The organism is Xanthomonas sp. NCPPB 3218, assembly GCF_056725185.1.
Map to the genome: position 1 here is coordinate 1,558,713 of NZ_CM161516.1, position 12,764 is coordinate 1,571,476.

The 12,764-nt window shown below is 66.1% G+C and carries 13 protein-coding genes; 3 read left to right on the top strand and 10 right to left on the bottom strand.

Going from position 1 to position 12,764, the window contains the following annotated elements:
• Positions 1–212 precede the first annotated feature (212 nt).
• The 6 genes from AC1PLS_RS06735 to AC1PLS_RS06760 all read right to left on the bottom strand — a co-directional run bounded on the left by AC1PLS_RS06735 (position 213) and on the right by AC1PLS_RS06760 (position 5,260).
• Positions 213–578 (bottom strand): hypothetical protein, encoded by a 366-nt coding sequence (locus AC1PLS_RS06735; protein WP_016903723.1) that lies wholly within the window; start codon positions 576–578, stop codon positions 213–215.
• Positions 575–1,132 carry a bactofilin family protein gene (locus AC1PLS_RS06740; RefSeq protein WP_481104295.1) on the bottom strand — a complete coding sequence of 186 codons (558 nt, stop codon included), beginning with the start codon at positions 1,130–1,132 and terminating at the stop codon, positions 575–577. The genes AC1PLS_RS06735 and AC1PLS_RS06740 overlap by 4 nt, the downstream gene beginning before the upstream one ends.
• A gap of 96 nt (positions 1,133–1,228) precedes the next feature.
• A complete protein-coding gene (locus AC1PLS_RS06745) occupies positions 1,229–2,938 on the bottom strand; it encodes a diguanylate cyclase (RefSeq protein WP_046342119.1) in 1,710 nt (569 codons plus the stop codon).
• Positions 2,939–3,054: 116 nt separating this feature from the next.
• A complete protein-coding gene (locus tag AC1PLS_RS06750; protein ID WP_016904095.1) occupies positions 3,055–3,381 on the bottom strand; it encodes an XAC1346 family secretion chaperone in 327 nt (108 codons plus the stop codon).
• Positions 3,382–3,620: 239 nt separating this feature from the next.
• A complete protein-coding gene (locus tag AC1PLS_RS06755; protein ID WP_016904096.1) occupies positions 3,621–3,962 on the bottom strand; it encodes a hypothetical protein in 342 nt (113 codons plus the stop codon).
• A 122-nt stretch (positions 3,963–4,084) separates the two neighbouring features.
• The gene (locus AC1PLS_RS06760) at positions 4,085–5,260 is read right to left on the bottom strand and encodes a thiolase family protein (protein WP_024938012.1); all 1,176 of its coding nucleotides are present in this window, start codon (positions 5,258–5,260) and stop codon (positions 4,085–4,087) included.
• Positions 5,261–5,445: 185 nt separating this feature from the next.
• On the opposite strand from AC1PLS_RS06760, the gene AC1PLS_RS06765 reads away from it, so the two are divergent.
• Entirely contained in the window at positions 5,446–8,301 is a 2,856-nt protein-coding gene (locus tag AC1PLS_RS06765) for a S8 family serine peptidase (RefSeq protein WP_481104296.1), read from the top strand.
• Between the two features lie 55 nt (positions 8,302–8,356).
• On the opposite strand, the gene AC1PLS_RS06770 is transcribed toward AC1PLS_RS06765, so the two are convergent.
• The 3 genes from AC1PLS_RS06770 to AC1PLS_RS06780 form a co-directional block, all read right to left on the bottom strand.
• Positions 8,357–9,457: a Glu/Leu/Phe/Val dehydrogenase dimerization domain-containing protein gene (locus AC1PLS_RS06770; RefSeq protein ID WP_102581102.1), complete on the bottom strand. Its 1,101-nt coding sequence runs from the start codon at positions 9,455–9,457 to the stop codon at positions 8,357–8,359.
• 155 nt (positions 9,458–9,612) lie between these two features.
• Entirely contained in the window at positions 9,613–10,863 is a 1,251-nt protein-coding gene (locus tag AC1PLS_RS06775) for a 2OG-Fe(II) oxygenase (RefSeq protein ID WP_184431762.1), read from the bottom strand.
• A gap of 183 nt (positions 10,864–11,046) precedes the next feature.
• A complete protein-coding gene (locus AC1PLS_RS06780; RefSeq protein ID WP_039520180.1) occupies positions 11,047–11,574 on the bottom strand; it encodes a M48 family metallopeptidase in 528 nt (175 codons plus the stop codon).
• Positions 11,575–11,749: 175 nt separating this feature from the next.
• On the opposite strand from AC1PLS_RS06780, the gene AC1PLS_RS06785 reads away from it, so the two are divergent.
• Positions 11,750–11,923, top strand: a complete 174-nt coding sequence (locus tag AC1PLS_RS06785; protein ID WP_003489471.1) for a DUF1328 domain-containing protein — start codon at positions 11,750–11,752, stop codon at positions 11,921–11,923.
• A 173-nt stretch (positions 11,924–12,096) separates the two neighbouring features.
• Here the strand turns inward: AC1PLS_RS06785 and AC1PLS_RS06790 are convergent, their stop codons facing one another.
• Positions 12,097–12,351 (bottom strand): DUF2789 domain-containing protein, encoded by a 255-nt coding sequence (locus AC1PLS_RS06790; protein ID WP_024938008.1) that lies wholly within the window; start codon positions 12,349–12,351, stop codon positions 12,097–12,099.
• 131 nt (positions 12,352–12,482) lie between these two features.
• Here AC1PLS_RS06790 and AC1PLS_RS06795 point away from each other — a divergent pair, with 131 nt between their 5' ends.
• Positions 12,483–12,749 (top strand): DksA/TraR family C4-type zinc finger protein, encoded by a 267-nt coding sequence (locus AC1PLS_RS06795; protein ID WP_024938007.1) that lies wholly within the window; start codon positions 12,483–12,485, stop codon positions 12,747–12,749.
• Positions 12,750–12,764 lie beyond the last annotated feature (15 nt).

Sequence of the window (12,764 nt, forward strand, 5' to 3'; positions counted from 1 at the left end):
CTAGTCGAGCCAGTGCGCGATCAAGGCAAGGCCATCGACTCGAGCAAGCGCCTGGCGTGGCATGAGCTGTCCGTCAATGCAGCACGCCCGCCGCCAGCTCGCACCATTGCGCATCGGAATAATCAGTCAAGACTCGGAAATCGAACACCCACGCAGGCGCTGGCCCGCATCATCCGCCGCGATTCCCGACTCCCGATTCCCCGCCCCAACCGCTAATGCCGCGACCGCCGTCCAGGCGAACGCACCGCAGTCGCCTCCACCGCCAGCGTGAAGCCGCGCTCCTCGCCGCCCTGCATTGCGCCGACATCCACGACTTGGCGCCGAATCTCCTCGCCCTTGCCGTTACGCACCACCACCACCACGGTGTATTCCCATGGGTCGCCATCGGCGGGATGGCGAATGGTGCCGTCGACCTTGAGCGGTACGATCGGTGCCGGCTGTGCGTGCTGCGCCGCCGCCGAGTCGAAGCGCAGGTGGTGCTTGCACGCAGGGCAGACGCTGGCGCTTTCCAGGATCGTCGCCTTGCAATGCGGGCAGCTGCGCGTGGCACCGGGCGTGCCCGGGCGGGGCGCACTCATGTGGCGTCGCTATCTCCGCTGACGACCGGCTTGGCCGCAACGACCGGTTTGCCAGTGTCCTCGCCCCAGCCGAAATCGGCCTGGCCGCGCATGCGCGCACCCGAGGCCACGGTCAGGCTGCCGGCCTTGACGTCGCCGACCAGCACGCCGGAGGTCTGCAGCTCCACCTGCGAGGCCGATTCGATATTGCCCTCCAGCTCTCCGGCGATGATCACCTTGTTGGCGCGCACGCCGCCGTTGAGCTTGGCGCCGCGCTCGATGGTGAGATCGCCTTTGACGTTGACATCGCCCTTGAAGCGGCCGGCCAGACGCACGTGACCGGCGCCCTCGATCTTGCCTTCGATACTGATGTCGGCGGCGATCAGCGATTCCTTGGCCTCGCCCTGGCGCTGCGGTGTGGCCGCGGCGGGTGCGGCGCTCGGTGGCGCGGCGGCGGGCACCGGGGGTGCCGGGCTGGCCTCGGCAGTGAACAGCCGTCCATCGGCAGCCGGGACCTCAGGGGCTGCGGGAACGCCGTCTTTCTTGTTGGGACCTTGATCGCGCCACATCGACATCGGACTGTCTCGCTCGGGGGTCAAAACCGACTATCGCCGCGCGGACCGATCTTTTGTGTGACGGGTTACGCAAACCAGCACCGATGGCGCGCGTGCTCAGTCCACTGCGGGCGTGGCGGCGCCATGCCGCTCGACCCGGTTACGACCGCCGTGCTTGGCGACATACAGGGCCGCATCGGCCTTCTGGATCAGGCTGGCCCCCAGTTCGCCATCGACCGGGAAGCTGGCCACACCGATCGAGGCCGTCACCCGCGGCAACGAGCGTGGGCCGTCGCTGACTGCCAGGGCCGCGATGTGGCCGCGAATGTCCTCGGCCACGCGCAGCGCCTCGACGCCATCGGCCTCGGGAAGAATGACCGTGAACTCTTCGCCGCCGTAGCGGCAGGCGACGTCTTCGGCACGCAGCCGGGTCAGCAGCAACTCGCCCAGCGCCGCCAGCAGCAGATCGCCGCCGGCGTGGCCCTGGCTGTCGTTGAATTGCTTGAAGTGGTCCACGTCCAGCATCAGCACCGACAACGGCAGGCCGCGGCGTGCGCAGCGCGCCAGTTCGTGGCTGAGCGATTCTTCCAGATAGCGGCGGTTGTACAGCCCGGTCAGCGGGTCGCGAATCGACTGCCGGCGCAGCGATTCGCGCAGGCGCAGATTGCTCAACGCCAGCGACAGCTGTTCGGCGGCCGCCTCGGCGATTTCCAGGCGGGGCATCGGCCCCGGACCCGGCGAAGACAGGAACAGGAAGCCGAGCTGGGTGCCTTGCGCGGACATCGGCAGGCATGCGGTGGTGACGGCGCTGCCGGGCTTGGGCGTACCGATATGCGCGCACAGCGCATCCCGGCCCAGGTCGTCGACGATGTGCGGTTGTCCACGGCGCAGCGCCCAGCACTCTTCAGGCAGTAGATGTGGCGCGCTGTGCACCAGCGGCTCGCCCCAATGGCTGATCGCCTCGGCGCGATCCTGCGAGGCACGCAGCAGATACACGCTTCCGGCAACGCCCGGCAGCAGGCTGGCGAGGGTGCGGCTGCTCACCATCAGCGCCTCTTCTGCGCTGATGCAGCTTTGCAACAGCCCGGTATAGCGGCTGAGCAGATTGAGATCGGCGGTACTGCGTTGCAGCGCAACGACGCTGTCGCCCAACTCGCGATTGGCCTGCGCTGCCAGTTTCTCGGCCTGCGAGCGATGCCGCAGTTCGCGCATCAGCAAGGCATAGACGGTACCGACCACCGCCAGCCCGAACGGGATGCCGGCCAGTGCCAGCACCAGCAGCAAGGCCGCACTTTGTCGGCTGCTTTCGGCGCGCTGGGTCAGCAGCTCCTGCTCGCGTTGCACCATGGTCAGCGCCTGCTCGCGGATCGCGCTGGTGGTGCGGAAGGCGGTCTGCCGGATGCCCGCGCGGGCCGGCTCCAGGCCCTGCTGCGCGTACACGTCGAGCACGTGCTGGATCTGCTGCAGGCGCGTTTCCACCAGTCGCTGCAAGGTGTCCAGGTGCTGCACCTGGTCGGGATTGTCGGCAATCAGGCGGCGCAGGTTATCGAGCAGGATCGGCAGGCGCTCGACGCTGGTCTGATAGTCGAGCAGATAGGCATCGTTGCCGGTGAGCAGAAAGCCGCGCTGCGCCGATTCGGCGTCCAGCACGCGCGCCTGGATCTCGTCGACCCGGCCGATCACTTCATGCGTATGCGAGACGAGTGCTGCATCGGCCAACGAGCGACGGGCACCGACAAAGATGCCGATACCGATGGCGATGAAGATCAGGGCAGAGAACGCCAGCGCCAGCTGGTTGCGGCGGCGCGCAGTAAAAGAGGAGGGCATGGACGAATGCTAGCCTGCCAGCCTCGACAACACGAGGTCGCCGTTGGCGGGAAACAAGCGCGCCGGCCCAATTTGGCCGGCGCGTTCGCAAACTGCTGATACGGTCACACGGTCAATCAATGCTGCGGATGTTCGGCGTCGTGCTTGTCGGCGTTCTGCTCGGCCTTGTTGGCCATCTCGCGGGTCTTGTCGGCAGTGGCGTCTGCGGCATTGGCAGTTGCGCGGCTCGCATCGGCGGCCAGTTCGCGTGCAGCCACGCGTGCATCGGCGGTGGCGGCCTTGGCCTGCACGGCGGCGCGATCGGCAGCTTGTTCGGTCGCGGCTGCGGCGTGCTTGGCAGCGGAGGCAGCATCGCGTTGCGCCTGCTCGGCGTCAGGGCCCTGGCAAGCGGCGAGGGTGAGAGCGGCGATGGCGCTCAGCGACAGCATGCGGATCGTCTTCATGGGTGGTCCTGTTCCTGTTCCGGTGTTGGAAGAGCGAGCTTATGCACGGGCCGATGCAGCCGGCGTCAATGCGCGGCCGGCCATTCAGCCAACGGGCGGCATGCACCGTGCACGTCGCGACAGGGAGCCGCTCCGGTGCAGGAACGGCAACGCTGGCCAGGCGCCTATAAATCGCGGGCAAAGAAAAAGCCGCTGGAAACCAGCGGCTTTTTCCGAACTCGCTTGAAGCTAAGAAGTGATTACTTCTTGGCTTCTTCGGCGGTGTCCTTAGCAGCTTCGGCGGTGTTTTCAGCCGTCTTGGCAGCGTCGGCAGCCTGCTCAGCAGCAGCGTCGGTGGCGGCGCCGGAAGCAGCCTGGGCAGCGTCAGCAGCGGTGTCAGCCGAAGCAGCGGCGGTGTTGGCAGCAGCCTGAGCGGCGTCAGCCGACTGCGAGCCCGAGGCAGCAGCCTGGTCAGCAGCGGTCTGAGCGTCGGCAGCAGCTTCGTTAGCCGAAGCAGCAGCGTCCTGAGCCTGTTCCGGCTTCGAGCAAGCGGTCAGGGCCAGGCCCAGAGCCATTGCGATCAGCAGCTTGTTAATGGTCATTGTTTCAATCCTCGTCGTTAGATTAGGCAACGCGCTATTGCGCGCCCCCGACATGATGACGGTCCAAAGACCAGTGTCAAGCGTGCGCGCATTCAGTTTTGCAAAATCGCCGTTAAAAACAATTAAATCAATTCGATAGCGATGGCAGTCGCCTCGCCGCCACCGATGCACAGGGTCGCGATTCCGCGCTTGCCACCGCGCGTGCGCAACGCATTCACCAATGTCACCACCAGGCGGGCACCGGATGCGCCGATCGGATGGCCCAAAGCGCAGGCACCGCCGTTGACGTTGACCTTGTCGTGCGAAATGCCCAGCTCGGCGATCGGCGTCATCGCCACCACGGCGAATGCTTCGTTGATTTCGAACAGATCCACCTCATCCAGTTGCCAGCCGATCTTGCCGATCAACTTCTGGATGGCAGCGACCGGCGCAGTGGTGAACCACTCAGGTTCCTGCGAGTGGGTGACATGCCCCACGATGCGCGCCAACGGTGCGATGCCACGCCGCTGCGCCTCGTCTGCGCCCATCAGCACGGTGATCGCCGCGCCATCGGAGATACTCGACGAGCTGGCGGCGGTGACGCTGCCGTCCTTCTTGAAGGCCGGCTTCAGGGTCGGGATCTTGGCGATGTCGGATTTGGCCGGCTGCTCGTCGCTGTCGACGACCACCTCGCCCTTGCGTGTGGCCACGGTGACCGGAACGATTTCATCGGCGAACGCGCCGCTGCGCTGGGCAGCCTGCGCGCGTTCGACCGAGGCGATCGCAAACGCATCCTGATCGGCGCGGCTGAAACCGAACTTCTCGGCGGTGGCCTCGCCGAACACGCCCATCGCCTGGCCGTCGTAAGGGTTGGTCAGCCCATCCCAGGCCATGTGGTCGACCGCCTGGAAGTTGCCGTAGCGGTTGCCGGTGCGCGAATTGGGCAGCAGATGCGGCGCGTTGCTCATCGACTCCATGCCGCCGGCGACCACGATGCTGGCCGAGCCTGCCTTGATCAGATCGTGTCCGAACATGATCGCCTTCATGCCCGAGCCGCACACCTTGTTGATGGTGGTGGCGCCGGTGGAGGTGGGGATGCCTGCGGCAATCGCCGCCTGACGTGCGGGCGCCTGGCCCAGGTTGGCCGGCAGGACGCAGCCAACGATGACTTCTGAAATGTCGGCCGGCGCGACGCCGGACTGCGCCAGTGCGCCGCGGATCGCAGTGGCGGCGAGCGTCGGCGCCGGCACACCGTTGAATTGACCAAGGAACGAGCCGATGGCAGTGCGTTTGGCAGCAACGATGACGATGTCGGACATAAAGGAGATACCGTTTAAAGTGAAACGATTATCTGCCTCATGCTCGGTTCGCGCCAGCACGCCCCCGGCGCTGCAACATTCGCTACGCAATCAGCTGCGACAGCCGTGTGAGGATGCAGTATAAAGACGGCGTTCGGGCCCGGGATTGGGCCCTATCCATGGAATGGGTTCGGGGAGAGCATCAAATGAACAAGACAGACGTCGCCAGGACTGTCCTGGCCTCGGCGTTGGCCGTGGCGTTGACCGCGTGTGGGGGCGGTGGTGGGGGCGGTGGTATCCGTCCGAGTACACCGACGGCACCGCCACCGACGTCGCCACCGCCGCCACCGCCGCCGACTTCACCGCCACCGCCACCACCTCCGCCGCCGGTGGTGGCACCGCCGACGACCCCGGAACCCGCATTCGACGCGCATCTGGCGCTGACCAACGCACGCGCTGCGCAGGCGTTGGGGTTCACCGGTGCGGGCTATCGCATCGGCGTGATCGATACCGGCATCAATTCCAATCATCCGGCCTTGCAGGGGCGGGTCAGCAACAGCTTCATCTATGTGGATCCGCGTACCAACAATGTCGCTGCGGGCGATGTGGTGGGCCACGGCACGGTGGTCGCGCAGCTGGCAGCCGGGCGCGCAGTGGGCCAGTGGCCGGGCGGCATCGCCAGCGGCGCCGGCCTGGTGTCGGCACGCATTATCAGCGACGAAGCGCCGGACGATGACGGCAGCGGTCAGGGCAACGAGGTCGATGGCCCGCTTGGCCTGGGTCCGGTGCATGCCGATCTGATCAGCGCCGGCGTGCGCATCATGAACAATTCCTGGGGCGGGCTGTATTGGAACGACCCGGCGGTGACCAACCAGATTGCGCAGGAATACCGGCCGTTCGTCATCGGCAACGATGGGTTGGTGGTGTTCGCGTCGGGTAACGAATCGCGAGCGCAACCCTCCGATACCGCCGCGCTGCCCAGCCAGCTGGGCCCGAACGGCACGCTGCCGGCCGCCGATCTGGAACGCGGCTGGCTGGTCGTCGCTGCGCTGGATACCGCCAATCCCACGCAGCTGGCCTCGTACTCCAATGCCTGTGGCGTGGCGATGCGCTATTGCCTGGTGGCGCCGGGCACCTCGATGTTCCTCGACCCCGATGCGACCGCCAGCAATATCCGCTACTTCTACGGCAGCGGCACCTCGTTTGCGGCGCCATTGGTCTCCGGTGCGGCTGCGCTGGTGTGGCAGGCGTTTCCGTACTTCAGCAACGATCTGGTGCGGCAGACGCTATTGGGAACGGCCACCGATCTGGGTGCGGCCGGCATCGACCCGACCTTCGGCTACGGCCTGCTCAATGTCGGCAAGGCAGTGTTGGGGCCGGCGCGCTTTGATTGGGGCACGGTGGATGTCACCGTCAACACCTTGCGTTCCACCTGGGCCAACGACATCAGTGGCACGGGTGGCCTGACCAAACGCGGCACCGGTACGCTGGTGTTGAGCAGTGGCGCCAATACGTTCAACGGCGACACCCAGGTACTGGGCGGCACCTTGCAGACGGCCAGTCTGCAGAGTGCGCGCGTTGGCATCGCCAATGGTGCGACGTTGATCGGTGCGGGCAGGATCGGCGGACGCGTCGATAACGCCGGCACCCTGCAGGTCAACAGTGCGACGCTGTCGATCGCGGGCAACTACACGCAGGCCAGCAACGGTCGCCTTGCCTTGAACGTGGGCGACCGGGTGAACGTGACCGGGACCGCGACGATTGCAGGTGATCTGCAAGTGCTCGGCCGCCGCGATTACGTGGTCGACAACGCGACCTACACGCTGTTGCAGGCCAGCAGCGGATTGCAGGGCACGTTCGACACGCTCAGCCGCGGCGCGGCCGTGACCTTCCTGGATGCCTCGCTGACGTACGACAGCAATACGGCTTACCTTGCCTTGCGCAGCTTGAATGTCACCGCCGTCGCCGCCACGCTGGGTATGACCGGCACGGCAGCGATGGATTCGGCAATCCGCGTCGAGCAGGCGTTCCAGCAAGTGGATGCGCAGCAACTGCAGGGCACTGGCGGCATCAGCAGCGGGTTCATCCGCGCCGCAGCGGCGTTGCAGCAATCGCCGGATGCCAAGGCTGCCGCCGATTCGCTGCGCAGTCTGTCCGGCCGCGCGCATGCCGAGTCGGCAGCGATGACCTTCGACACCATCGATCTGGGGCGGCGTGCGTTGGCCTCGCATTTCGACGGCTTGTCGCAGCAGCCGCGCATGCTGGGCGTCTGGCAACGTGCGCTCGGTGGGCCGGGCGAGGGTGGCGTGACCACTGCGGGATTCGCCACCTCCGGCTGGATGATGGGCAACGACCTGCGCCTGGCGTCGGGCGCAGTCACTGGCTTTGCCTTCGGCGAAACGCGCTCCAACAGCCTGGGCGATCTGGACGGTGCACGCGGGCGCGATCGGCAGGTGCAGGGGCAGTTGTACTGGGGTACCACGCTGGGGTCTGCGTACACGCTGAGTCAGTTGGGTTTCGGCAACGTCAACCGGCAGATCGAGCGCAGCCTGCAGTTGGGCGAAGACCGCAGCAGTGCCTTCAGCGACTACAGCGGCAGTTACCTCAGCGGCAACCTGGAAACCGGGTATCGCCTGGGTGGCGCGCGCGCCAGCCTGACGCCCTACATGGGGCTGGATTATGTGCGTCTGCGCAGCGAGGGATTCCGCGAAAGCGGTGGCGACGGCTTCGGCTTGCGTGCCGATGCCAGCACCTCCTCGCGCACCCAGGTGCTGGCCGGCGTGCGTTCGTCCTATCGCTGGCGCGGCGTGCAGCTCGGCGGTTATGCCGAATGGCAGCAGGCGTTGAGCAGCGACGGCCTGACGCTGGATGCCAGCTTCATCGGCGTGAACGCATGGGCGCCGTTGCGCGGCATGCAGCCGGCGCGCTCGGGTGGTCTGTTCGGCATCACCGCGGCCGCGCCGTTGGGGCCGCAGAGCCAGTTGCGCTTCGGCTACGACCAGCGGGTGGGCGAGCGTGAGGACGATCGTGCGCTGAGCCTGCGTTACAGCGCCGATTTCTGATCGGCGCGCCTGATCGGTGATTCATCTGTCCAGGCAAGATGCCTGGACAGGTGGGTCACTCACCGCGCAGCTTGTGCAGGAAGCGCGGTGCGGTGCGGCCCAGCGGCAGTTTGAGTTTGCTGATCGCCTCGATACGCGCCTCGGCAATCTGGTCGGCCGCCTGCTGCGGCGCGACGCCCAAGCGGGAAGACAGGTCGAAGACCTTTTCCAGGTTGTGATAGATGCTGCGGATCAGGCGCATCGCACGTTCGCGGTTGTAGCCGTCGATCTCCAGCGACACGTTCATTACGCCACCGGCATTGACCACGTAATCGGGCGCATACAGGATGCCGCGCCTGTGCAGCTCTTCGCCGATGGCGGCGCTGGCGAGCTGGTTGTTGGCAGTGCCGCAGATGATCTTGGCCTTCAATCGCGGCAACGTGTCTTCGTTGATTGCCCCTTCCAGCGCGCAGGGTGCGAATACATCGGCCGGCACCTGGTAGATCTCCTCGATGCTGACCGCTTCGGCACCGTATTCGGCCACCGCGCGATCCACCAGCGCCGGGTTCAGATCGGCCACATAGAGTTTGGCGCCGCGTTCCTTGAGCAGCTTCACCAGCTCCATGCCGATGTGGCCCAGGCCCTGGATCGCGATGCTGGTCTTGCCGACTTCCTCGTGGCCGAGCCTGCGATTGAGCGAGGCCATCAACGCCTGCAACGCACCGTAGGCGGTGAACGGGGCCGGGTCGCCGGAGCCGCGATGCACCTGGTGCACGCCGGTGACGTACTCGCTCTCCAGGTAGATCTGTTCCATGTCGTTGACGTCGGTGCCGACATCTTCGGAGGTGATGTAGCGCCCGCCCAGGGTGTCGACAAAACGGCCGAATGCGCGGAACAGCGCCTCGCTCTTGTCACTCTTTGGGTCGCCGATGATCACCGCTTTGCCGCCGCCGACATTCAATCCCGCCAACGCGTTCTTGTAGGTCATGGTGCGGCTGAGCCGCAGCGCATCGTCCAGCGCCGCCTCGCTGTTGGGGTAGGGGCGCATGCGCACGCCACCCAGCGCGGGCCCGAGACGGGTGCTGTGCAACGCGATGATCGCTTTCAGGCCGGCGTCGCGGTTGTGACAGAAAATCACCTGCTCGTGGCCGGTGGTGTCGAGGGTTTCGAAAAGCATCGAAGGCTCCGCGGGGCTGCGTGATGTGCCTTCCCTGAGGCCGGGCCGGAACCCGTGCAATGGGAAACAAAAACGCGACGTCTGCAGACCCTGTCCGATCACGTCGCGCTGCAACATTTTAAACCACGTCGGCGGGGGCTAGTGTATGAATCTGTTCACCAATGCCGATAGCGCTGCTGCCGGAACCACAGCGTTCCCAGCCATTTGCTCCCTGCGCTGACCGGCAGGCCGGCGTGCAGCGAGTCGGGGTCGGGGCGGCCATCGGCATGCAGATTGTCGAAGCACACCACCGACCCGGCACGTGGGCGCACGCGTACGCCCGCGACCGGGAAGTCGGTATCGCCCCCCGCCTCGACGTTGTTGAGGTAGACACAGGCGGTGCGCAGGCGATTGCCGGCAGTGGGGCGGTCGGCGGCGATCGTGCCGGGCGGCAAGTAGTCGCGATGCGCGCGGTACTGCTCACCCGGCGCGTAGCACAGCACCGACAGCGCTTCGGCATGGGTCAGCGGCAGCTGCGCGCAGGCCGCCACGCGCGCCTGTGCCGCACGCGCGGCAAAGTCTTCGAGGATGGGGTCCAGGGTGGCGCCGCGGCTGGTGCGGATCGGCGCGCGGCGCGTGCGCGCATCGTCGGGGTCGACCACCTCGGAGGCGCGCAGATGCGGCCGCGCCAGCAACATCAACAGGCGGCACTCGTCGGCAGACAGCACGCCGCAGACTTCTTCGATCATGGGCGCATCGTGGCGGCGCGTTGCGACATGTCGGGCAGCGAAACGGATGCGCGGATCGTCGACGAGCGGATCTGGCGGTGTGATCTGCACGGCAGGCGCCGCGGCGATACCCAGCGGCTGCAATTGCCGCAGCAGCTGCGCCGCGGCGTCGGGTTGCGGCCGGACGCCTTCGCCACGTAGCAGGCGCTCGGCCAGTAGCGCGGCAGCCAGTGCGTCACCGGCTGCGGCGGCGCGCTCCAGCAAGGCAACGCAGCTGCGTTGCTGCGCGGGGTGATCGATCCGGCCGTGCTGGATGGCCAGCGCGCGCAGCGCAGGCGGGTAGTTGGCTGCGGCCGCTGCATGCAAGCGGGATTGCGCCTGTGTGTCGAGCATCAACGGGGCGTCGGTGATGGCCACGGTCGCCAACAGATAGCGCGCTGCCGCAACATCCTGGCGCTCGGCGTGTTGCCAGTGCTCCTGCGCACGGGCCAGGTCCACCTCGCAACCCACACCGTAGGCCAGCATGCGGCCGGCTTCGATCTGCGCGCCGGCATCGCCTGCGGCCGCACTACGCGTGTACCACGCCAGCGCCTGCTCGGGCTGCCCGGTACGCACCAATGCATGTGCCAGCGCCGTCATTGCCGCGGGTTGGGCGGTCTGTGCGGCCTGGGTGAGCTGCTGGAGGGACGGTGCCTGCATGGAGGCATTCTAGGAGAGGCCGGCAACCCTGTCGTGCCTGATCCCAGGCGGGCGCCGCTGCGGCCCGCGTAGGTCGATGGCGGTCTCGCCGAGATCAATGCAGGTCGTGCGTCCCCGGCGGGCGACCGGTGGCCATGGACCGGTGGTCGCAGCGATGGGCTGCCTCGTCTAGCCGGTGCGCGATCAGGCGTCCGTGGACAGCGCCAGGTGGGTCAGATACAGGCGCAGGTCGAACTCCAGTTGGTGGTAGTCCGGGCTCATGTGGTTGCACAGCTGGTAGAAGGCCTTGTTGTGATCGGCCTCCTTCAGATGCGCCAGCTCGTGGGCGACGATCATCTGCAGGAACGGTTCGGGCGCATCGCGAAAGATCGAGGCGATGCGGATCTCGCGGCTGGCCTTGAGCCGGCTGCCGTGGACGCGCGAGATCGCCGTATGCGTGCCAAGCGCGTGCTTCACCACCTGCAGATGGTTGTCGTAGAGCGCCTTGTGCAGGGTGGGCGAGGAGCGCATGTAGCGCTCCTTCATGGCCTTGACGTAGTCGTACAACTGCCGGTCGGTGCGGATGCTGTGGCGATCCGGGTAGCGGCGTGCCAGCACCAGGGCGAGCTTGTCCTGCGCGATCAGCTCGCGCACCTGATCCAGGACGGCGGGCGGGTAGCCGGCGAGATAGCGAAGAGTGTCCATGCCAATCGATTGCTGCGAGCTGCGCATGATCGCCGATGCAGGCGCTGCTGGCGAATCTGCATCCGCGAATGTGGCGTCATGTGTCAGGCGTATTCACGAATGCGGCACATCCGGATGCGTAGCGTGCAGCGCATGTTTTGCGGCACGACCGCGCAAGCACACGACTGAACACGGCACCGTGCCGGATGAGGAGACAACAAACATGATCAAGTGGGCCATTATTTTCGCCATCATCGGACTGATTGCCGGTGCGCTCGGGTTTGGCGGCATGGCGGGCGCTGCAATGGGGATTGCCAAGTTCCTGTTCTGGGCCGGCATCATCATCGCCATCGTGCTGTTCGTGCTTGGCATGACGATCGCCAAAAAGGTGACCTGACGCCCGAGGCGTGCATCGGTATGCGGTTCGCATGCCGGCTACATCGCCCGGAGTGCAAAGGAGCGGCCAGTGGCCGCTCCTTTTTTTATTCCTGCAAGCTAATCAATCAACAAAACGACAAACCGGCCGCGAGCGAGGTCTAGCGCAGGACACTCGCTGCGTTCTTGCGCGGATCAGACGCCAGTGTCTTCGGCAGTGGTGTGCAAGGCGATATTGAGTTGATCGATGGTCACGATCCAGTCGGCATCGTCGAGGCGCTCTTCACGCAGCAGCTGCGCCTGCGCCGGTGTCCAGAAGGGCGCTTCCTCCAGGCGCATGTCGCCTGGCAGCGGAGAGTGTTCGTCGATGAAGCTGCGGATGCTGACCTCATCCGACGGCAGGCCCAACTGGGCGAATAATTCGGAGAACGGGTGGACGTGTTGTTCCATTGCGACTTCCTCGAAGAGTGCGAATGGGCGGATGCTAAAGCACCTGATTTGAGCGCGCTGTGCACGTCCGGCTTGGATTTGCCTGGGCGCATGCCCATATTTGAGTTCTGAGCAGACAAGCCGAGGCGAACATGGCGACCGGATGGGCAGGTGATGGGGCGGTGCAGGACCAGATCGATGCGACCGTCGAGGATGCGATCAAGCGCGCGCGGAGCCAGCTGCATCAGGGCCCCAGCCTGACTCACTGCGAGGAGTGCGATGCGCCCATCCCCGAGGCGCGCCGCAAGGCAGTACCGGGCGTGCACCTGTGCGTGAATTGTCAGCAGGCGCATGACCAGGAGCAGGCGGCGCAAGGGGGCTACAACCGTCGGGGCAGCAAGGACAGCCAGCTGCGTTGATTGCCACGCGGCTTC

Coding starts and splice junctions, on each gene's coding strand:
- AC1PLS_RS06750 (WP_016904095.1), bottom strand. CDS start 3,381: ATGAAGACGATCCGCATGCTGTCGCTGAGCGCCATCGCCGCTCTCACC.
- AC1PLS_RS06785 (WP_003489471.1), top strand. CDS start 11,750: ATGATCAAGTGGGCCATTATTTTCGCCATCATCGGACTGATTGCCGGT.
- AC1PLS_RS06765 (WP_481104296.1), top strand. CDS start 5,446: ATGAACAAGACAGACGTCGCCAGGACTGTCCTGGCCTCGGCGTTGGCC.
- AC1PLS_RS06740 (WP_481104295.1), bottom strand. CDS start 1,132: ATGTCGATGTGGCGCGATCAAGGTCCCAACAAGAAAGACGGCGTTCCC.
- AC1PLS_RS06755 (WP_016904096.1), bottom strand. CDS start 3,962: ATGACCATTAACAAGCTGCTGATCGCAATGGCTCTGGGCCTGGCCCTG.
- AC1PLS_RS06760 (WP_024938012.1), bottom strand. CDS start 5,260: ATGTCCGACATCGTCATCGTTGCTGCCAAACGCACTGCCATCGGCTCG.
- AC1PLS_RS06745 (WP_046342119.1), bottom strand. CDS start 2,938: ATGCCCTCCTCTTTTACTGCGCGCCGCCGCAACCAGCTGGCGCTGGCG.
- AC1PLS_RS06795 (WP_024938007.1), top strand. CDS start 12,483: ATGGCGACCGGATGGGCAGGTGATGGGGCGGTGCAGGACCAGATCGAT.
- AC1PLS_RS06770 (WP_102581102.1), bottom strand. CDS start 9,457: ATGCTTTTCGAAACCCTCGACACCACCGGCCACGAGCAGGTGATTTTC.
- AC1PLS_RS06735 (WP_016903723.1), bottom strand. CDS start 578: ATGAGTGCGCCCCGCCCGGGCACGCCCGGTGCCACGCGCAGCTGCCCG.
- AC1PLS_RS06790 (WP_024938008.1), bottom strand. CDS start 12,351: ATGGAACAACACGTCCACCCGTTCTCCGAATTATTCGCCCAGTTGGGC.
- AC1PLS_RS06780 (WP_039520180.1), bottom strand. CDS start 11,574: ATGCGCAGCTCGCAGCAATCGATTGGCATGGACACTCTTCGCTATCTC.
- AC1PLS_RS06775 (WP_184431762.1), bottom strand. CDS start 10,863: ATGCAGGCACCGTCCCTCCAGCAGCTCACCCAGGCCGCACAGACCGCC.